At 42.5% G+C, this 18,744-nt stretch carries 22 protein-coding genes; 8 read left to right on the forward strand and 14 right to left on the reverse strand.

What is annotated here, in order from left to right:
* Positions 1-224: 224 nt before the first annotated feature.
* Entirely contained in the window at positions 225-968 is a 744-nt protein-coding gene (locus tag HWQ41_RS25550) for an alpha/beta hydrolase (RefSeq protein WP_292769295.1), read from the reverse strand.
* A 198-nt stretch (positions 969-1,166) separates the two neighbouring features.
* The gene (locus HWQ41_RS25555; protein WP_292769297.1) at positions 1,167-1,328 is read right to left on the reverse strand and encodes a hypothetical protein; all 162 of its coding nucleotides are present in this window, start codon (positions 1,326-1,328) and stop codon (positions 1,167-1,169) included.
* 262 nt (positions 1,329-1,590) lie between these two features.
* Between HWQ41_RS25555 and HWQ41_RS25560 the strand changes: the two genes are divergently transcribed.
* Together HWQ41_RS25560 and HWQ41_RS25565 are read left to right on the forward strand one after the other, a co-directional pair.
* Positions 1,591-2,313, forward strand: a complete 723-nt coding sequence (locus HWQ41_RS25560) for a Uma2 family endonuclease (RefSeq protein WP_292769391.1) — start codon at positions 1,591-1,593, stop codon at positions 2,311-2,313.
* Positions 2,314-2,463: 150 nt separating this feature from the next.
* The gene (locus HWQ41_RS25565) at positions 2,464-3,159 is read left to right on the forward strand and encodes a hypothetical protein (RefSeq protein WP_292769300.1); all 696 of its coding nucleotides are present in this window, start codon (positions 2,464-2,466) and stop codon (positions 3,157-3,159) included.
* Between the two features lie 32 nt (positions 3,160-3,191).
* On the opposite strand, the gene HWQ41_RS25570 is transcribed toward HWQ41_RS25565, so the two are convergent.
* From HWQ41_RS25570 to HWQ41_RS25590, 5 genes are all read right to left on the reverse strand, one after another.
* Positions 3,192-3,368: a hypothetical protein gene (locus tag HWQ41_RS25570; RefSeq protein WP_292769303.1), complete on the reverse strand. Its 177-nt coding sequence runs from the start codon at positions 3,366-3,368 to the stop codon at positions 3,192-3,194.
* A 56-nt stretch (positions 3,369-3,424) separates the two neighbouring features.
* The gene (locus HWQ41_RS25575; protein ID WP_292769306.1) at positions 3,425-3,694 is read right to left on the reverse strand and encodes a hypothetical protein; all 270 of its coding nucleotides are present in this window, start codon (positions 3,692-3,694) and stop codon (positions 3,425-3,427) included.
* Positions 3,691-3,909 (reverse strand): hypothetical protein, encoded by a 219-nt coding sequence (locus HWQ41_RS25580; RefSeq protein WP_292769309.1) that lies wholly within the window; start codon positions 3,907-3,909, stop codon positions 3,691-3,693. The genes HWQ41_RS25575 and HWQ41_RS25580 overlap by 4 nt, the downstream gene beginning before the upstream one ends.
* A 33-nt stretch (positions 3,910-3,942) precedes the next feature.
* Positions 3,943-4,158, reverse strand: coding sequence for a hypothetical protein (locus tag HWQ41_RS25585; protein WP_292769312.1), 216 nt, complete (start codon positions 4,156-4,158; stop codon positions 3,943-3,945).
* Between the two features lie 209 nt (positions 4,159-4,367).
* Positions 4,368-5,423 carry a hypothetical protein gene (locus tag HWQ41_RS25590; protein WP_292769315.1) on the reverse strand — a complete coding sequence of 352 codons (1,056 nt, stop codon included), beginning with the start codon at positions 5,421-5,423 and terminating at the stop codon, positions 4,368-4,370.
* Positions 5,424-5,690: 267 nt separating this feature from the next.
* On the opposite strand from HWQ41_RS25590, the gene HWQ41_RS25595 reads away from it, so the two are divergent.
* Positions 5,691-5,933, forward strand: coding sequence for a ribbon-helix-helix protein, CopG family (locus HWQ41_RS25595; protein ID WP_292769318.1), 243 nt, complete (start codon positions 5,691-5,693; stop codon positions 5,931-5,933).
* Positions 5,934-5,979: 46 nt separating this feature from the next.
* Here HWQ41_RS25595 and HWQ41_RS25600 read toward each other — a convergent pair whose 3' ends face one another.
* From HWQ41_RS25600 to HWQ41_RS25615, 4 genes are all read right to left on the reverse strand, one after another.
* Positions 5,980-6,423: a DUF29 domain-containing protein gene (locus tag HWQ41_RS25600; RefSeq protein WP_292769321.1), complete on the reverse strand. Its 444-nt coding sequence runs from the start codon at positions 6,421-6,423 to the stop codon at positions 5,980-5,982.
* A complete protein-coding gene (locus HWQ41_RS25605) occupies positions 6,420-6,626 on the reverse strand; it encodes a DUF433 domain-containing protein (RefSeq protein WP_292769324.1) in 207 nt (68 codons plus the stop codon). The genes HWQ41_RS25600 and HWQ41_RS25605 overlap by 4 nt, the downstream gene beginning before the upstream one ends.
* Positions 6,627-6,639: 13 nt before the next feature.
* Positions 6,640-6,918, reverse strand: coding sequence for a LapA family protein (locus HWQ41_RS25610; RefSeq protein ID WP_292769327.1), 279 nt, complete (start codon positions 6,916-6,918; stop codon positions 6,640-6,642).
* A gap of 145 nt (positions 6,919-7,063) precedes the next feature.
* Positions 7,064-8,488, reverse strand: a complete 1,425-nt coding sequence (locus tag HWQ41_RS25615) for a phosphoglucomutase/phosphomannomutase family protein (protein ID WP_292769329.1) — start codon at positions 8,486-8,488, stop codon at positions 7,064-7,066.
* A gap of 145 nt (positions 8,489-8,633) precedes the next feature.
* On the opposite strand from HWQ41_RS25615, the gene HWQ41_RS25620 reads away from it, so the two are divergent.
* The 3 genes from HWQ41_RS25620 (at position 8,634) to HWQ41_RS25630 (ending at position 11,025) form a co-directional block, all read left to right on the forward strand.
* Positions 8,634-9,488: a PD-(D/E)XK nuclease family protein gene (locus tag HWQ41_RS25620; protein WP_292769331.1), complete on the forward strand. Its 855-nt coding sequence runs from the start codon at positions 8,634-8,636 to the stop codon at positions 9,486-9,488.
* 351 nt (positions 9,489-9,839) lie between these two features.
* Entirely contained in the window at positions 9,840-10,382 is a 543-nt protein-coding gene (locus tag HWQ41_RS25625) for a hypothetical protein (protein WP_292769334.1), read from the forward strand.
* A gap of 466 nt (positions 10,383-10,848) precedes the next feature.
* On the forward strand, positions 10,849-11,025 hold the full coding sequence (locus HWQ41_RS25630) for a hypothetical protein (protein WP_292769337.1): 177 nt from the start codon (positions 10,849-10,851) through the stop codon (positions 11,023-11,025).
* 11 nt (positions 11,026-11,036) lie between these two features.
* On the opposite strand, the gene HWQ41_RS25635 is transcribed toward HWQ41_RS25630, so the two are convergent.
* Entirely contained in the window at positions 11,037-12,707 is a 1,671-nt protein-coding gene (locus tag HWQ41_RS25635; protein WP_292769339.1) for a transglutaminase family protein, read from the reverse strand.
* A 272-nt stretch (positions 12,708-12,979) separates the two neighbouring features.
* Here HWQ41_RS25635 and HWQ41_RS25640 point away from each other — a divergent pair, with 272 nt between their 5' ends.
* On the forward strand, positions 12,980-15,838 hold the full coding sequence (locus tag HWQ41_RS25640) for a cation-translocating P-type ATPase (protein ID WP_292769394.1): 2,859 nt from the start codon (positions 12,980-12,982) through the stop codon (positions 15,836-15,838).
* Positions 15,839-16,067: 229 nt separating this feature from the next.
* Here HWQ41_RS25640 and HWQ41_RS25645 read toward each other — a convergent pair whose 3' ends face one another.
* Positions 16,068-16,415 carry a hypothetical protein gene (locus HWQ41_RS25645; RefSeq protein WP_292769342.1) on the reverse strand — a complete coding sequence of 116 codons (348 nt, stop codon included), beginning with the start codon at positions 16,413-16,415 and terminating at the stop codon, positions 16,068-16,070.
* 81 nt (positions 16,416-16,496) lie between these two features.
* Between HWQ41_RS25645 and recF the strand changes: the two genes are divergently transcribed.
* Positions 16,497-17,642: a DNA replication/repair protein RecF gene (gene recF / locus HWQ41_RS25650; RefSeq protein ID WP_292769344.1), complete on the forward strand. Its 1,146-nt coding sequence runs from the start codon at positions 16,497-16,499 to the stop codon at positions 17,640-17,642.
* Positions 17,643-17,649: 7 nt separating this feature from the next.
* On the opposite strand, the gene HWQ41_RS25655 is transcribed toward recF, so the two are convergent.
* Complete coding sequence (locus tag HWQ41_RS25655; RefSeq protein ID WP_292769346.1) at positions 17,650-18,108, reverse strand: MgtC/SapB family protein; 459 nt, start codon at positions 18,106-18,108, stop codon at positions 17,650-17,652.
* Positions 18,109-18,744: the final 636 nt, after the last annotated feature.

Consider the following 18,744-nt stretch of genomic DNA (forward strand, 5'->3'; position numbering starts at 1 on the left):
ATTACTTCTCTTCGGAGTTAAGGCTAAAACTCTTTTAGGACTTACGCAAAAGTACACACTGTAGGGGCAATTCATGAATTGCCCCTACCTGAAAATAAGGGTTTCGGCTATTGTTTGCGTAAGTCCTGTCTTTGTCAAAAGTCAACCGCATCCCTGCGAGATACTACACGAATGGGGAATTTAGCTATGGCAACAATCGACCCAAACTAAAACTGCTCAAAAAATTAATTACTAGTTAATACTGAGGCCAGAAGATCAGGACGAGACAAATGCGGGCAATGTCCAGAAGGTAGCTCAATGGCATCGACTCCTAAGCGCTTGCGTGCAGCGTAGCGTGACCATGTAGGAGATAGTATTCGGTCATCGGTACAAACAATATATTTACGCTCAACTGAAGGCAAAGCTTTTAGAGGATTCGTTTCAAAAATATATGCCATAGATTGTTGCGAACGACTTTTCGAGATTGCCCACTGTGCTACATCCGGTTGACAATCATGAAAGAAAAAATCCCTTAATACTGCTTCGTCTGAATAATCTTTCCCTACGGAAGCTGGTTCATACATACCAGGCTCATCGTGGAACTGTTCGAGTTTACTTGGGTCTTTTGGCTGGTAATTGAATGATTTGAGCGTATCAGAATCAAGATGATGAGAAAATTGATCGAGTGTACTGATTCCAGGATACGGGAGCAACGCAGCCACAAACACTAGTTGACGCACTTTTACCGCTTCTGCAACCAGGGGAATTATAGTACCAGCCATTGAGTGACCAACTAGCACAATATCATCATCAGTTTTTGGCAGCGCTTGAATTACTGCATCCGCAAATTGGGACAAAGTAGCAGATGCATTTTCAATTGGCAAATCCATTGCTACGGTTTTGTGACCCTGTGCTTCTAAGTAGGGAATTAGCAAATCCCAACACCAAATGCCTTGGAAGGCACCGTGAACTAGACAAAAAAGACTCATGTCAATTGAATAGTGGTAATGGTGGACGAGTTTCCTGACTTCTCTTATTTTTCAGCAAATTTTAAACCTTGACCAGGTAAATTAAACCAGCACTCTGACTTTTACTCTTTATAACTACACCATCTTTTGACAAGAGTCGCACCCAAATAAATGCTCTAGCAGTAGCAGCGCGGCTTTGATTATACAATTGTGCCTGGGTCAATAGCGATCGCTAACTAGGTCAGCCACGCCTCGAATCAGTTCCACCTGATGATCACTCCAGCAACGAAGCGCCCTACTATGTTCGCAGACTTTTTCTCTTAGTAGGTATAGATAATTAGCCCAGCTACCAAATTCACCATCAAATTGAATACTTTGCAACTTCTGGAATGTTCAATTTGAACAATGTTCCACCCTTTTTTGCTATTGTCAGTTAGACACTCTGGTAGTCAGTACCGAAAAACCACGAATTAAATGTAAAGATTTTACACTTCTATGTATTTAAATACTGAGAAGCCAGATACAAGGCGATGTCTACGACGGGCTACGCCTACGCTAAAAATGGTTTTTGATTTTTGCTATGCGATCGCACATCAATAGATTACCTACAATCTATCTAGAATCAGATTTGGCAAAACCGCTCATGTTAAACTACAATCCGCTGCATTGCTTGCCATCTTCCGAAGAACTACCCGACTCCAATGATACCGCTGTGGATAATGAAGTCCAAAATTTAATTCCCGGCTTGCTGAAAACCACACTGGCTTTGGTTTGGTGCGATCGTTGGGATTGGTTCTTTGGTGTTGACATGGGTATTTATTATGACCCAGACAAACCAGCCATTGTCCCTGATGCATTTCTCAGCTTAGGAGTTAAACGCTTTATTGATGAAGACTTACGCCTAAGTTATGTGCTGTGGGAAGAAAATAAGCTGCCAATTTTAGCACTAGAAGTTGTTTCCCAAATATATCGGGAAGAATATAGCACCAAGAAAGAATTTTATGCCAAAGAATTAGGAATTTTGTACTACGTTGTATACAGTCCCCTGCGGCGTAAAAAGACACCTTTGGAGGTGTATCGCCTAGTTGAAGGGGAATATATTTTAATGTCAGGAAATCCCGTTTGGCTACCAGAAATTGGTTTAGGAATTGGGCGAGAACGAGGAATTTATCAAGGTATAGTGCGGGAGTGGCTGTACTGGTATGAGGAAGAAGGGCAAAAATTGCTGACACCAGAAGAACGCATCAGGGAAGCGGAAGAACGCACAGCTTTTGAAGAACAGCGACGTGTGGAAGCAGAACAACAAGTGAAAATGTTAGTGGAAAGGTTGAAGGGGCTTGGTGTTGATCCAGAAACTTTGTCATAGATTCACCAAATTTTGTAATTTTCGCTGCTTTAATGTTAATTAGCTTCCTGGCTAGGGAATTATATCTATAAAGTAACTCATCGCTTGACGGTACAAATCGTCAAGGCTGGTTGCTCAATAAATATATTTACCAAAACCTGCATCAAAAATATGGAAGTTAAATTAGGATTTGGAGCAGTACCAAAACCTCAGTATGTCTTTGTCAGCAAAGAATCGGATCACTGCTGGTATATGCTATCCGACGATACAAGACAAATCCCAATTTATGAGAGAGCCTTGACTGGGGTGATAACAGGGATAGAAGTTAATAAAAAAGTGGAAACTTCACATGGAGAAGCAGAAAAAATTGATTTGCATATTTTAGCAGACAAACCTTATGTTATCCGCTCAGGAAGTGAATCTTACTTTTCTAAAAGTTTGTTGCTTTCACTTGATGCCTTGACTTCTGAACAATTGCATCATCCACTTACGATCGCAGTCAGTGCTGGAGAGAGAACAATTGTGTTTTGTGCAATTTATAATCCAGTCACTTATCGTTCTATAGGTGTTAGTTGGAATGGACACAGGGAAATTGACTGGCAAGCTTTAGGACAAAAAGTAAGTTTAAAAATTAATTGTATTCAAAATTTACATCAAGATGAAATCCAAATATCTGCTAATACAACGGCATCAGAAATTCATGCAGTTTTGATAGCTCAAAGTGACACATATTTAGCCCAATTAAATTGGACTCCAGATCAGGGAAGGGAGTATTTACAGCAAAAATATGGCAAGCGATCGCGTCTACAACTCACTGATACAGAAATTCTGGACTTTATTGATTACCTGAAGCTACAACTAACCTAAAACTGCCCAACTTAGCTGCTGTTGTATTAGTTTTAGATAATTGCGTAAGTGTAGCCCGTCGTAGACTTTATTGTTACAGGTGACTTGGCTATTCGCAATTGTGCTTTAGCAAAAAATTCTTCTGACAAGGGTGGAATATCTGAGGTGTCGATGTCTTCGTCACTCATTGCATCGACTCTAACCCAATCTGTTCTTGAGGTATTGTTCATAGCGTTTTCGTTCGTGAGACAGTGCCTTTCTTAATGAGATGATACGCCCTTAGCAACTAGAACTGAGACAATAGGTTGTCGTAATCTCCATGAGTGCCAATCCAGTACCACACAATACCAATCTCGTTTCGCACACCAACAGCACGATAATTTTTGCTAACACGGGCAGAGTATATAGGCTCTCTAGGATGCACTTGCTTGAAACGAAGGCTAGGATGCCAGGGATCTTGCTTAAATAGATGATAAGCTTCGCGTGCCTGTTGCTGAACCTGCTGAGGAAGACTAGCAAATAAGTCGCGAAACTGAGCCGTTGTTCTGGATTTCACAAGGTTTCTGGATCTAGCTCTTGGGTTTTGCCTGCTTGGTCTTCAGCTAAGGCTGCTGTTGCAAGTTCAGCTAATACATCAGGAGACTTTGCAAATATTTTGTCCCAATGGGCTTCGTCTTCCAGTTCTTCCAGAATGAGCGCAGCAATTGCATCTTGCTCAGTTTCGGGAAGCTGTTTCACTCGTGCGATCGCTTGTTCAAGTAGCTTCGTCATAGCTGTTATACTGCTGTCAAAAATACCTGCTAATTATTCTAAGCTTTCAGGGGAAATTAAAGCTGCGTACTGTAATGAAAAGGATGCTAAATCAAGCTGATCTTGTTCAGTCCAGGTATCACTTTGGTCGGTGATAGACAAGTTTTGCTCGACTAGCTCATTTAGAATCAGGGTTGCCAAGCGTAGCCGCTCAGTTAGTGACATCGTGCGGACAACTTTATTATATATTTCTTGAGCAGTATTGGACATAGTAAACTCTCCAGTCCCTTATGGTAATAGCAATTAAGTTAAGTGATCGCCTGTTTGCTGCTATGAGGTGTTAGCTTGTTATCAATGCGATCACATAAGTAAGTAGTTGCTAAAGATACATATATTATTGGATATCCTAACTTCAACTGAAGTTAAGGTAATGAGCGACCATACTGCAAACAAAAAGATACTAACTTAACAATGAGGCATTAAGCTACAGATACATCTTGTGACAACTCCTCTAACTTCTCCCGCCTTAATGTATCTAATGTTTTGTTAGTGGGTTCATGAACTGTCCACTCATAGATATTAATAGAAGACCATCCAGTAAGCTTCTGACCCCAATCATTGTATTTCATTTTTTGCTCTTGATATTTGACATAGGCATGGTCGATAATTTCTGCACTGTCTGAATCATAATATCGAATATAGAGACGATCACCTACAGAAACAAGCCCCCAATTAAGAAGATCATTCATGCGAGGTAATACTTGCCTCGGTTGCATTTCTGTAATAGATGTAGCTGCGATACTACTTATTGTCGGTTCTGCAATTTCAACGTAATATTTCTCTAGTGCTGGAGGTGGTATTATCTGCTCAACCTTGAAGAAGTACTGTTGGTCATACTGCATTGGGGAAATTATTATGCATCGAACATCAATATTATTTTTAGCCAACCAAGCACAGGCTGATAAAGTTTGTCCGTCAAATGAAGCTGCAATTAGAAGAATTCGCTGATCTCGGTTGAGTGTCCCTTGAGCCTGATTATCTTGTAAAAATTTAGCTAGGATGCGAGTTGCAAGTTCGGAAGCTGTTAGACCACTTGATAATGCTTGCTGAAACTTAGGCTCATCTCGATGGCGCTCAATGTATGGTGCAAACAATTGTCGAACAATATCTTGCTGTGTCTTGATTAAAGCATAATTAGCCGCGTATCGAATTGCTTGAAACTCAAAAGGCTCTTTACGTTGTGCAATATCATCTCTATCGCGTTTTAACTCAATTAGAACGATATTTCCTTTCTTATCAAGTGCAACTAAGTCAGCGCGACCTGATAGCCTGTTACGTACTTGCTGACCGATAATGAGCAGGGTTTCTTCACCTTCAGGAAATAAAATCTCTACATTTGTGCGAACAAATTCCTCTAAGTCAGCTTCAGTAAGCCCAACCTCTTTCATCGTTCGCTCGTTTACTTCATTGCATGTAACAACTGTTCTGCCTGTTCCTTGTAGAATCTTGACAGGAAAGATGTTTGTATTGGACATTTTGGGTACTCTACTGATGTGTATAAAGTGATTGAAGAGAATCACGACTCAATTTCAGGATACCCACCAATACTCTCAAAGTATCGCTTTACAGCTAACCGCAGGATAAATCGATTAAAAATTCACAAACGTTAACATTACGGTTGTAATAATTCGTAATAGACTTTAACAAAGAACTGATTTGATATTTAATATTTAGCTTACGTTGTGCAGTCTTGCATTGTATTGCAATGACACACCATACAAACAACTTTATTTGATGGGACGATGACCAAAGAAAATATTACGTTTCAGATAGATAGCGATCGCAAAGCTGCACTTGATGCGATCGCAGCCGGAATGAATCGCGATCGCAGCTACGTACTTAATGAGGCGGTAGCCGCTTATCTAGAGATGTATCAGTGGCAAATCGAGGAGATTCAAAAGGGAATTTCTGAAGCGGATTCTGAAGACTTTGCTAGTTATGAAGAAGTAAAAGCGATTTTTGCAAGACTTACCAATACATATTAAGTGGCTGCGTTGTGCGCTTCATACCACACAGCCACAATTACAATTATCAAATATCGCTTGTTTCCGGGAGCCAGTCTTCATCCAACACTAATTCTAAAGAATATGGGCACTCTTCTGGAAACACGGAAATTAACATCTCTGTTTGCTTGGCTGCTTGGGGACGCGCCCTTTGATAACTTTCCTGAAGTTGCTCTGTAGGATAGCTTTTAAGACTAGGACTATCTTCTATGGCTAACTCAATTTGGGTGCGAGAATCGGTGATCGAATCCAGCCAACTATCTGAGCGACGCTGGGGTTGATATTGCCACTTGAGCAAATGCAACAGCAAGCGAATTAGTTGACTGGCAATAGCCCGCCGTTCACTTTTGCCCAAGCCTTCAACCTGTTCAATCAGATATTCTACATCAACTTCTTGCCAGCGATGCGATCGCAATAGTTGAGTTGTCTGCTCAATCCACAAATTAAAATCTGCTGTATAAGTTGCGCTCATAGCCATTCTCGATCAGCCGCATAACTTAGGCAAGCCAAAATATCCTCTTGTGTCAAATAAGGAAAGTCATCAAGCAGTTCCTCGTAGGTCATGCCAGAGGCAAGATAAGATAAAACATCGTATACAGTAATTCGCATTCCTCGAATACAAGGCTTACCACCTCGTTTTCCTGGTTCGATTGTAATAATGTTTTGATACTGCACAGCTATTCAAACCTCAAAAATCTTCATCATCAACAAAAAATTCGGCATCGTCTTCTAATCGAGAATTACCCCGCCCAGAACCAGCAACTCCCCACAGAGGTTGCAGCAGTGCCATACCAATTAACCCTATACCGGCACTAAAAGCCATCACTAAACCCATTGGTATCTGAATCGATTGGAATGTTAAGAATTTTAACGATACGGGTGTGGCATTTTGGACTGAAATAATTGCGATCGCAATTACCCAAACTGCTACAACTAGAGATGTCAAAAAAGGAGCCAGAGTTTTCATACTTTGATTGAAGTGAGAAGTTAGGAGTTAGAAGTTAAAAGTTATATTTTGCTCGAAATTAGAAATCAGGAGTTAAGAATTGTTAATTTACAACTCTTAACTCCTAATTCATAACTCTTAACTCTTAATTCCTAACTCTGACAGATTAAACTGCTACTGCCTCTAGTTTAGCAATGGCACTCTCTAACTCTTGGGCGATTTGGGTGAGTTTTTCGGGAGTGTTGGTTTCTAGGTAGACGCGCACTAGTGGTTCTGTACCGGAAGGACGCAGTAAAATCCAGCTACCTTCTTCTAAATAGAGCTTAATACCGTCTTTACGCCCCACTTCCTTGACTTTAATTCCAGCTACTTCTGTAGGTGGATTTTTAGTAAAGGAGTCGATGACGGCGGTTTTGTGCGCCTCTGTGAGGTGCAAGTCTAGGCGGTTGTTGTAAAGTGGGCCATCGGCTTCAGCGATCGCTTCTTTGACAAGTTGACTCAAAGGTTTGCCTTCATAAGCGATCGCTTCTGCCACCAGCATATCGGCTAATACCCCGTCTTTTTCGGGAATATGCCCGATAATACTCAAACCGCCTGATTCCTCTCCACCAATTAACACGGCAGTTTCGCGCATTTTTTCGCCAATGTATTTAAAACCTACTGGTGTCTCGTAAATTTGCAGCCCATTTTTAGCAGCAAAATTATCCAGCAGGTGGGTTGTAGCCACAGTGCGGACTATGGCACCAGTTTTACCTTTATTTTTGATTAAATGACGTGCTAGAACTAGCAGCACAGTATTAGGAGTGAGGACAGTTCCTTGTTCATCAACGATACCAAAGCGATCGCTATCTCCATCCGTCGCCAAGCCCAAATCTGCTTGATCGCGGAGTACTGCTTCCACTAACTCAACTAATTGTTCTCCTTTTGGTTCTGGCATTCCACCCCCAAATAACACATCCCTCCAATCGTGGAAACTTTCTAACTGAACGCCACTATGTTGCAAAACTTCATCTAAATAGCCGCGAGAGGTAGAATAAAGCGCATCGTACTTTACCTTTAAATTAGCGCTTCTGATCTTTTCTACATCAAGTAGAGTGTAGATAAATTGCAGGTAATCAGGTTTCGGATCGAAAATTGAAATTGAACCTGATGGATTGCTCCCAGGCAACTCATCCGATGCACTTTCTATATTTGCCACAATAGTATCAGTAATCTCTGGAGTGGCAGGCCCAGCATAATCGGGTATATATTTAATTCCACAGTAGGGTGCTGGATTATGGCTAGCAGTAAACATCAACGCCCCAGCGGAATTTAGGTGACGGGCGTTGTAGGCAATTACTGGTGTGGGGCAATCCCGATCAGTAATTTTGACAGTCCAACCCAAGTCTGCTAGGACTTGGGCCGCTGTTTGGGCAAACTGGTCAGCTAAAAAGCGAGTATCGTAGGCAATAAGTACTGGTCTATCTTTTGTGTAGGCTGTTTCTAAATAAGTGGCGATCGCCCTTGTTACTTTCCGCACATTGGGGAAAGTAAAGTCATCGGCAATAATCCCTCGCCATCCATCGGTACCAAATTTTATCTTGCTGGACATTTTTGCCACTTGCTCCCGTACATTATCAGTACTATAAAGCTTCCCGCAAAGCGAGTGTAGCAGCAAGTATCCTCGGAAGTTCTTTTCTAAGGAAGCTTTAGCTTAAACTTCTCCCCACCGTATTTTCTCTCACTGTTTCTGAGCAATGTCAACCCCCGATCGACCTTTTGCCAGTTATCACCTTTGGTCTCTAGTTGCCCCAGCGACTGGGCAAGAACGCTGGCATTGCCAGATGAGACGGGGGTTTATCAAAGCGCGGCAACACGAACCACAAGTCAAAATGCTTTTAGCGCAAGCCACCGCACCCCAGCGGATTGGCATACTCGCTCAAAAAGGCGTTTATGAGTTTCATCATCATAGGCATCTGTTGAAGCAAGCAGATGGTGTAGAAAGAGTTGCACAGCTACTTAAATTAGGCAACTCAAGTGAGCAAGTCCAGCAACGCGTGCTGCAAATTTTGAAAAGATATCACGATGCGCCGTTGCTTTTGGATAAAGATATTATCCAATTAACTCCGGGTGATGAAGGCTTTCCTAAACCGATTGTAATAGAACAAGAAGACTATTGCTTTCGCTTATATGCGGCTATGGACTGCGTTTTCATTGAATCTGATCGCACTTTACATATTTTAGATTTCAAAACTGGTAAGTCGGCTTTTGACCGACGACAGGCATTAGTTTATTTGCTAGCTGCTCGTTATCTTTACCCTGGACGAAAAGCTGTTGCATCATTTTATAATTTAGAAATATCTAAAAAGTCTGAGTTAATTAGCATCAATAATAGTGATTTAGAATCCTTAAAATTTGAGTTAGCTAATGTTGCCCACAAGCACCAGCACGATTTGCAAAAATATCAGCAAGAAACTAGTAATTTCAGTAAAATTTTCCCTCCCAATCCTGGCTCTCACTGCCGCTTTTGCCCATTTAACTCCATCTGTGAGTTTGCCGATTTTAAGCAGCATCAATCATATCCATTGCCCAGCTTAAGAGTTAATAGCTAATTGGTTTACCTGTTTGTCTTGGTTCAATTTTCAAAACAATCTAATAAATACTCGTATTTGTACTGACCTGATTCTCTTCTCCTATCAGACAACCTAGATGTTAAGATACACCGATTTTTATCTTTGGTTGTAAGGAGTTAAGACTAGTGCGATTAACCACAAATAAATCTTTATTTAGATTAGTAGGAATTTGGACGTTTCTTTTATAGCAACGGACAAGGAGGTTAGGACATTAACTGATGATAAAACCTATATACAAACAGACTTTCAACCCAGTCCCCAGTCCCCAGTCCCCAGTCCCTTGCTATACTTCTAATATTTAAGGGGATTTTACCTCAACCTGTTTATGCATTGCTGTTGTCTCCAGACGCTTGTGCTGTTCAACCTGAATGTGCCGCTGCTGGCTTGGAATTAGCTTCTATTGCAAAGGCTGCAATTAACACAACTAAAGCTCAAAATGAGCAGGTTCCAAATAAAGCGAAGGAGAGATATTGTTCTTTTTATCCACTTAATTTGGTTTGTGGCCCACAAGGTCAATCTTCAGTTCTTTATAATTACAAATTTCACCAAACAGTACATTACAGGAGGTCTGGTTCTCCCGACAAATTTGTAACTCATCATTATCGAAGTTGGCGACCTGTGCCAGGGGCAATTAGAAGTTTAGCTAATAAATCTCCAGGTCGTGAATTTGGTGGTGCTTATCCTCCATCTGGTGATTATGTAATTTGGATTCGTTTAAATGATGGAGATGGTAATAATCAAACTAGTGGAGTCGTTTATGAATACTCAACTGGCGACACCATGACATGGGATGATTATGCAAATTCTTCTAACAATAATGTTGAGGGAGAATGGATTAGCGATCTGGTTCGTGCTGATACAGTGCCACGATAATTCACCTGACTTTTCACGGGATCTGTAAAACCTCTCTCTAAATCTCTCTCCTTGCAGGAGAGAGACTTTGAATTTTCCCCCTTCCCGTGTCGGGAAGGGGGCTAGGGGGTTAGGTCTTTCGTGGACTTTTCCACATGACCTAAATTGTCAGGATAATTCACCCCCTCGTAATTGGAAAGATTGACCTCAATAAAAGCGCGATGTGGCTGTTCAATTACTAAATCTAAATCAACATAGCCTAAACTCGACTTTATCCATTTTTTTCGCAATGCGATCGTTATCGCTGAAACCTCTGTGGAACGGTAGTTTTACTTTTTTAACTTCATCGATAATCTGTGACGTGGAAAAAGTATTTGCCAAAAAGCCAGGGTTTTTGCCGGATAAAGAAAACCGAGTTCTTAATTTTGGATAAAGTCGAGCTAAAAAGCTATGCAAAAATTAAGCGGTTGTACGCTGTGCAAGGTTGATGAGTGAAAAGAAGGAATTACGGGGCTATGTTTCTCCAGAGTTAAACCGATTGTTTCGGGCTGTGGTAGCTCTCAAAGATAAAAACCTCAGCGATACTATCGCTGAGGCTCTAGAATACTGGCTCAATAAGCCTGAAAACCAGGAGCTAATTAAAAAGCATAATTTGGGTAAATAAATGGAAGAAATTCAAAAGGGCGGCAATTCTTTAAGAATTGTGAACCGAATATGATTAATCGCCAAATCACCGATGGGGATATCTTCTTTGGTTAGCCGCGCACCTTGACTGGTCACGGTTTCAAAGGTGATACCTTTGCCAATTTCAATGTGATACCAGCATAAGCCCATAAAAAAGCGCGTCGGATAAGGCCCACCTTCACCCACATCGTCAGGATTTGATTCCATTGGCAACCAGCCAAAATTAGGGATGTAGAACTCCAGCCAAACATGATTAAAGTCGGGTTGTAGCGGCACTCCTTGTAAGTCACTATGGGGAGGACATTTGTACCTACCGACGGTGCGGCAGGGGATGCCATTTAAACGGGATAGGGCAAGTAAGACGCCAACATATTCGCCACAGGAACCAACGCCCCGTTCTAAAACTATATCTGGCGTGTCAATGTAAGGTTTAATACCGTAGGATAACTGGTCATAGACGTAGTTGCGGATGCGATGCATTTTCCGCAGCACATTGGTTTCAGAACCAATCGCTTCTCTGGCGGCACGGCGAACAATGGTAGCATCCATTGCTAAATCGTCGTCATCCACTAGGTAGCGTGTTTGCAATTCTGGGGACAGTTCCGGTATATCTTCCACATTTCTGGGTGTGATGCGATACTTAATGCCTCGAACTTCCAAAAGTGCTTTCCAGCCAAATATATGCCGTTCACCTGGGGCAAGAGAATCAAATTTAAAGACTGCTACACGTTGCCCCTCTACCACTTCTTCGGTAAAGGGTATACCAATGGGTTCAACGTGTTTCACCTTTTGACGCTCAGTTTCGGATGGTAGGGCGATGCGCCATTCCACATCAGGTAAATAAACCTCGTCTAAGGGTGCAATTTCCTCAGCATAAGACATTTCAATGAGATAGCCGTTAGAGAGGGCGTAGCGCTGATCTGGATCGTAATGATAATACAGAGGATGAATAAAAGTGCGATCGCGGAACGTTAACTCATGACTTGGATCAGCATTGGGGTTGTCCCGGATATAAGCCTCCTCTGAGGCGTAGGCGACGTAAATACTTTCTTTGCCTGTTTCGCCATTTTTATGGATCGCTATGCCTGTGGGACATTCAAAGGGTGTCAGGACACTGAATTTAAGTTCTCCCGTCGCCCTGTCCATCGCGTAAACTGATTGTTCAGTGCGATCGCAAATCCACAGCATTTCTTGACTCACTGCCAAATTTTCTATCCCAACTCCAGGGGCATAAAATCTGGTAATCTCTTTTCGGGTTTCGCGGTCAAAAATCAGAATGTAGCCCAGCCTTTGGGAACTGACATAAACTGTTGTTTCCCAAACAGCAACGCCGTCAGCCTCATAAGGCAATGTCACAAAATGTTCCAGATCCAAAGCATTCAGCTTGCACAAGTAAACACTATTTTCTCGGCTCACCCACAGGGTATCTTCCCATGCCGCTAGACCAGTGACATCGGTAAATTCTTTAACTTGATGGGGATTGAGAATTTTGCTGTTGTCAGAGGTGGGATCAATCTCCAGTAGATGCCCTTTAATACTGTCAATGGCAATCAGTCTATCTTTGATGAAAGTAATGCCACACAGGGTAGCAGCAGTAAGCGGTCGAATTGTTTTTTGCCCAAACATCTGGCTTGCGGTCAAAGTGGGGAGTGCAAAACTCATAGAACCTTGTGGGAAGTGTAAAAACCCCTCACCTTTAGGTAGGGGAGGAAACATGACTCGCTCTATTACTCACAATTATCGGTACAATGTGTTCCGAAAAACTCTTTCGTGAGAAATAATACTATGTTAAAAAAGAAGAAATTTACAAATGTTAAGAATTACATATACATTCATCCAACGGGGCCACAGCCTTAATGTAACTTTAGGAGATGGTTTTCCAGCCTTCACTAAATTATGATCGAATTTTGTAACCATTTGCTGTGACCTACACGATGTCTGCTAATTCTCTGCCTGAAGGTGCCGCCGTTTGGCATAGTTTAGAAGTTGATAAAGCGTTAGACCTGCTCGATAGTAATGCAGACAGTGGCTTAACACCCCAAGAAATTCAACAGAGATTGCAAAAATACGGCCCTAACGAATTACAAGAAACTGCTGGCCGTAGTACTTGGGAAATTCTGCTGGATCAGTTCAAGAACATTATGTTGTTGATGCTGATTGGCGTAGCTCTCATTTCTGGGTTGATAGACCTATGGGGTTGGCGAACCGGCACCTTGAAGCCTGGTGAAGTGCCATTTAAAGATACGATCGCGATCTTAGCAATTGTCATCCTCAATGGCATACTCGGCTACGTCCAAGAAAGCCGTGCCGAAAAAGCCCTGGCAGCCTTGAAAAAACTCACCTCTCCTTTGGTGCGAGTCATCCGCGACGCTAGATTGGTGGAACTAGCGGCCAAGGAACTAGTTCCGGGAGATGTGATGCTGCTGGAAGCTGGGATGCAAATAGCCGCAGATGGACGCTTGATAGAACAGTCTAATTTACAAGTGCGTGAGTCGGCACTGACGGGTGAAGCCGAAGCGGTGAATAAACAGGCAACGCTAAAATTACCGGAAGAAACAGATTTAGGCGATCGCTTAAATGTCGTCTTTCAAGGAACCGAAGTAGTCCAAGGACGAGGCAAAGTTCTGGTGACTAACACTGGAATGACTACAGAACTCGGTAAAATTGCTGCGATGTTGCAGGCGGTAGAAAGTGAACCTACGCCTTTACAGCAACGAATGACTCAACTGGGTAATGTCCTGGTTACGGGTTCTTTAATTCTCGTGGCGATCGTCGTTGTCGGTGGTGTGATCAAGGACGGCGGTTTTAAAAACATCCAAGAACTCTTGGAAGTATCCTTGAGTATGGCGGTTGCTGTGGTGCCAGAAGGTTTACCAGCTGTAATTACCGTCACTCTGGCACTGGGAACCCAGCGAATGGTGCGCCAGAACGCCTTGATTCGCAAATTGCCAGCAGTGGAAACATTGGGTTCTGTAACTACTATCTGTTCTGATAAAACCGGCACCCTAACTCAAAATAAAATGGTGGTGCAATCGGTTTCTACTAATAACAAAACTTTTCGCGTCACCGGCGAAGGTTATGCTCCCACAGGGGATTTTCAGTTAAATGGTCAAAAAATCTCCCTAGAAGAGTCTCCAGAAATCTCAGCGTTGTCAGTCGCCTGTGCCGTTTGTAATGATTCGGTGTTGCAAAAAGAACAAGGTGAATGGGCGATTTTGGGAGATCCCACAGAGGGGGCATTGTTAACACTGGCGGGAAAAGCGGGAATCGAAAAAGACCAGTGGAACAGTAAGTTACCCAGAGTTAGGGAGTTTCCCTTTTCCTCAGAACGCAAGCGGATGAGCGTGATTTTTCAGGTGCAGCAAGTCGCCACAGGTGAAGCGTCTTCGAGAGGCGTTGACCCAGCGATCGCGAGTTTATTACAATCTGAACCTTACTTAATGTTTACCAAAGGTTCTCCAGAGTTAATTTTGGCACGTTCTGCTCAAATTCATTTGGGTAATGATACAGCCCCCTTGAGCGAAGAACAACGCCAGAAAATTTTGGCAGAAAATGACCAAATGGCGAGTCAAGGTTTGCGGGTGCTAGGTTTTGCCTACAAACCTCTGGCACAGATTCCCCCGGAAGGTTCAGATGAGACATCCGAGCAAAACTTGGTGTGGCTGGGATTGGTGGGAATGCTAGATGCGCCACGCCCAGAGGTAAGGTTAGCAGTCCAAGAGTGTCGGGATGCAGGCATTCGCCCAGTGATGATTACTGGCGACCACCAACTAACAGCACGAGCGATCGCTACAAATTTAGGAATTGCCCAAGAAGGCGATCGCGTCCTTACAGGTCAAGAATTGCAACGGATGAGTGACCAGGAATTAGAGCAAAACGTTGACCTGGTGAGCATCTATGCCAGGGTTTCCCCAGAACACAAACTGCGAATTGTCCAAGCACTGCAACGGCGGGGCCGATTTGTGGCGATGACAGGCGATGGTGTCAACGATGCCCCAGCCCTCAAACAAGCTGACATCGGGATTGCAATGGGCATTACTGGCACCGATGTCAGTAAAGAAGCCAGTGACATGGTGTTACTTGATGACAACTTCGCTACCATTGTCAGCGCCACCAGGGAAGGCAGAGTTGTTTACACCAATATCCGCCGCTTTATTAAATACATCCTCGGCAGTAACATTGGCGAAGTTCTCACAATTGCAGCTGCACCCTTAATTGGTTTAGGAGGCGTTCCCCTTACTCCCTTACAAATTCTGTGGATGAACTTGGTAACAGACGGTTTACCAGCCTTGGCATTAGCTGTGGAACCTCCAGAACCGGATGTGATGCAACGTCCGCCTTTTAGTCCCCGCGAAAGTATTTTCGCTAGGGGATTGGGTTCTTATATAATTCGCATTGGGATAATATTTGCCATTATCACCATTGCCTTGATGTGGTGGGCTTATCAACATACCCATGCCCCTAGCTATCAGGGCGATCGCGAAGCTTGGAAAACAATGGTATTTACTACCTTGTGTATTGCCCAAATGGGTCATGCGATCGCTATTCGCTCCAATAACCGACTGACTATCGAGATGAATCCCTTCTCCAATATCTTTGTATTAGCAGCTGTTGTTGTCACCACCATTTTGCAGTTGATGCTAGTTTACGTCCCACCCCTGCGAGAGTTCTTTGGTACTCACTACCTGAATATGCAGGAATTAGGGGTTTGTATTGGCTTCAGTGCCTTAATGTTTGTGTGGATTGAATTGGAGAAGATATTTTTGCGGATTATGGGCAAAAAAGCTGTGTGAGAGCATGGATAATGTTATTAAGCCAGAGCGTACATCATTGCCACAATCTAAGGAGGATAGTGTAGAGGAGTTTTTAACCGAGTACCGTGGGTTTAAGTCCCCCGGTTCTCTTCACCGGTAAGTTTTGGGTCGGGGTCTAAATCCCCGTCACAAAACTTAATTACGAATTACGAATTACGAATTACGAATTATTTAAGATGCGATCGTTAACTCCAACGATCGCATTATTTCAAGAATTATTTCTAATCAACTGCAACAAGATAGACTCAAGACTTTGTAATGCAGCGTTTGTAGTGCGCTGATGTTCTTCAAAATTACGCTGATGTTCTTCATGGCTATCACGTAACTCAAGTAACACATCGTCCAAAATCGCACTACGACCCAGAACACGGTCAACGTTACTGGTAAGCTCTCTCATTTCCTGGCTTAGTTCATTCAGTTGTGCCTGAGTGTTAGCTTGTCTAATAGTTAAATTGTCTAATTGTTCTTGTGTACTAGTTTGTCTTTGTGCCAACCCCAAGATTATTTGTTCAATACGGTCTATTCGGTTAGGGAAGTATTCAGGTGCGTCAGTCATTTTCCTTGTGTTGAACTTCTACAATTTTACTTCTATAGCTGTGTCTAACCTTCGTAGCGTTCTCTTTTCCTTCTGTTCCCTATGTATCTTAAAACTCTAAGCCTCCGACAATTTCGCAATTATCAAGACCAGCAGGTTGAGTTTACTGCTGCTAAAACAATTTTGGTAGGTAATAACGCTCAGGGAAAGTCGAATTTGTTGGAGGCGGTGGAGTTACTGGCGACATTGCGATCGCACCGAATGACCCGCGATCGCGATTTAGTTCAAGAAGGGGAGGCCATAGCCCAAATTAATGCCACCCTTGAGCGACAAACAGGCGTTAGTGACCTGACCTTAACCCTCCGCCGCAATGGTCGCCGTAGCGTTGCTCTCAATGGTGAATCTATCCGCCGTCAAATAGATTTTCTCGGCGTTCTCAATGCAGTCCAATTTTCCAGCTTGGATTTAGAACTAGTACGCGGCGGCCCCGAAGGTCGCCGCAACTGGTTAGATACACTCTTAATTCAACTCGAACCAGTTTATGCTCACATTTTGCAGCAGTATAACCATGTGTTACGCCAGCGCAATGCTTTTTTAAAAAAAAATCAAGACGGGCTAAACCCTAGCTATCCGCTAACAGCACTGGACACTCAGCACACAGAACTGGCGGTGTGGGATGCACAGTTAGCCACCACAGGAACCAGGGTAATTAGACGACGCGATCGCGCCATCCAAAGACTAGCTCCCATTGCTACCGCTTGGCACGCCAGTATCAGCGGCAGTACAGAAATTCTGCAAATCAAGTACCTGCCTAATATTCCTTTAGAGGATAATCATCCAGAAGAAGTGCAGCAAGCTTTTTTAGCAAAAATTCAGCAGCGAACCGTTGCTGAAATGCACCAAGGCACTACCCTTGTCGGCCCCCATCGAGACGAAATAGAATTAACAATTAACCAGACACCTGCTCGTCAATACGGTTCTCAAGGTCAACAACGAACGCTGGTTCTAGCCTTAAAATTAGCAGAATTACAATTAATTGAAGAAGTCGTCAAAGAGCCACCGTTGCTATTACTTGATGATGTTCTTGCCGAACTAGATTTATCCCGCCAAAATCAATTGCTTGATGCTATTCAAGACCGCTTTCAGACCCTGATTACTACCACTCACTTAGGTTCTTTTGATTCTCAGTGGTTGAAGTCCTCCCAAATTCTGTTTGTGAAAGGAGGAGAAATAATTCCAAATTATTAACTAATGACTAATCACGTTTTTCTAACCTTTTAAAAACGTTGAGAACCAGAAAAGTCAGCACAGCACCAATTAATCCTAACTGCCACAAACCACACCCGGCAGCAATTCCCAAAGCAGCCGAAACCCAAATAGCTGCTGCTGATGTCAGTCCGTGAATGTGAAGTTGCTGTGTTTGCTGGGAAGATTGGCGTACAATTTCTCCAGCACCGAGAAATCCCACACCGGCTGCAATTCCCTGAATCACGCGGCTGAGTGCATCATGACTGGACTGTGACCCACTTGTTTGCATAATTATGAGAGTAAACATCGCTGAACCTAAACTCACGAGTATATGAGTTCTTAAACCCGCTGGTTTGTGCCTAATTTGGCGTTCTAAGCCGATAATTGCTCCAATAAGCAATGCAAGACATAGCCTGAAGCTGATATTTAGCCAATCATTAGTTGCAAGGTAGTAAGTGTTTGGCAATGCTTAGTCTGGTATAGATAATTTTATATCTTACTACAGTAGGCGTAAATCTAGCTACCATCTCAATTAACCAGACAAGTTGCTTGAGCAACTTGTTTAGGCAAACTTATGCCACACTGTACTAGGTTAATTAGTAATATTTTTACAAAAATAGTGCAAAAATATTTTAATCTTTTATTGATGGAGTCTAATTCAAGGCGTGTAATTTAATAGCCTATATCATATAGCAATCCGATTTGATTTTTGAACAAGACTCAGTACGGATCTATCCCCTCTTTCCTGTTCCCTGTTCCCTGTTCCCTGTTCCCTGCCCACGCAAGTAAATTCAGGAATCAAATCTGAGTCCTATATTTGGATTCTATAAAATTCTGTAATACTTTTTAAGGTGCAAATTAATATCTTCCATTGTTAGGATTATTTGCCAATAAGATATTATTTTGGTCAAGAAAAAATGAAGGTTTGCATTGTTAAATTATGACAATGATCATAATCTGGGCAAACGACATGACTTTTAACTTTATTAAATAGTTTTTTGACTATTTAAAATGACTGAACTATAAAATTCTACCTTAAATTGCTAGATTTAACCCATACACTCAATAATTAGAGATGAGACCGCGATCTACAATCTCGTAA

Source organism: Nostoc sp. NOS(2021) (assembly GCF_017115025.1).
Classification (GTDB): domain Bacteria; phylum Cyanobacteriota; class Cyanobacteriia; order Cyanobacteriales; family Nostocaceae; genus Nostoc.

Coding starts and splice junctions, on each gene's coding strand:
- HWQ41_RS25645 (WP_292769342.1), bottom strand. CDS start 16,415: ATGACTGACGCACCTGAATACTTCCCTAACCGAATAGACCGTATTGAA.
- HWQ41_RS25615 (WP_292769329.1), bottom strand. CDS start 8,488: ATGTCCAGCAAGATAAAATTTGGTACCGATGGATGGCGAGGGATTATT.
- HWQ41_RS25570 (WP_292769303.1), bottom strand. CDS start 3,368: ATGAACAATACCTCAAGAACAGATTGGGTTAGAGTCGATGCAATGAGT.
- HWQ41_RS25640 (WP_292769394.1), top strand. CDS start 12,980: ATGTCTGCTAATTCTCTGCCTGAAGGTGCCGCCGTTTGGCATAGTTTA.
- HWQ41_RS25630 (WP_292769337.1), top strand. CDS start 10,849: ATGAGTGAAAAGAAGGAATTACGGGGCTATGTTTCTCCAGAGTTAAAC.
- HWQ41_RS25610 (WP_292769327.1), bottom strand. CDS start 6,918: ATGAAAACTCTGGCTCCTTTTTTGACATCTCTAGTTGTAGCAGTTTGG.
- HWQ41_RS25585 (WP_292769312.1), bottom strand. CDS start 4,158: ATGTCCAATACTGCTCAAGAAATATATAATAAAGTTGTCCGCACGATG.
- HWQ41_RS25550 (WP_292769295.1), bottom strand. CDS start 968: ATGAGTCTTTTTTGTCTAGTTCACGGTGCCTTCCAAGGCATTTGGTGT.
- HWQ41_RS25595 (WP_292769318.1), top strand. CDS start 5,691: ATGACCAAAGAAAATATTACGTTTCAGATAGATAGCGATCGCAAAGCT.
- HWQ41_RS25635 (WP_292769339.1), bottom strand. CDS start 12,707: ATGAGTTTTGCACTCCCCACTTTGACCGCAAGCCAGATGTTTGGGCAA.
- HWQ41_RS25590 (WP_292769315.1), bottom strand. CDS start 5,423: ATGTCCAATACAAACATCTTTCCTGTCAAGATTCTACAAGGAACAGGC.
- HWQ41_RS25560 (WP_292769391.1), top strand. CDS start 1,591: ATGTTAAACTACAATCCGCTGCATTGCTTGCCATCTTCCGAAGAACTA.
- HWQ41_RS25600 (WP_292769321.1), bottom strand. CDS start 6,423: ATGAGCGCAACTTATACAGCAGATTTTAATTTGTGGATTGAGCAGACA.
- HWQ41_RS25620 (WP_292769331.1), top strand. CDS start 8,634: ATGTCAACCCCCGATCGACCTTTTGCCAGTTATCACCTTTGGTCTCTA.
- recF (WP_292769344.1), top strand. CDS start 16,497: ATGTATCTTAAAACTCTAAGCCTCCGACAATTTCGCAATTATCAAGAC.
- HWQ41_RS25580 (WP_292769309.1), bottom strand. CDS start 3,909: ATGACGAAGCTACTTGAACAAGCGATCGCACGAGTGAAACAGCTTCCC.
- HWQ41_RS25565 (WP_292769300.1), top strand. CDS start 2,464: ATGGAAGTTAAATTAGGATTTGGAGCAGTACCAAAACCTCAGTATGTC.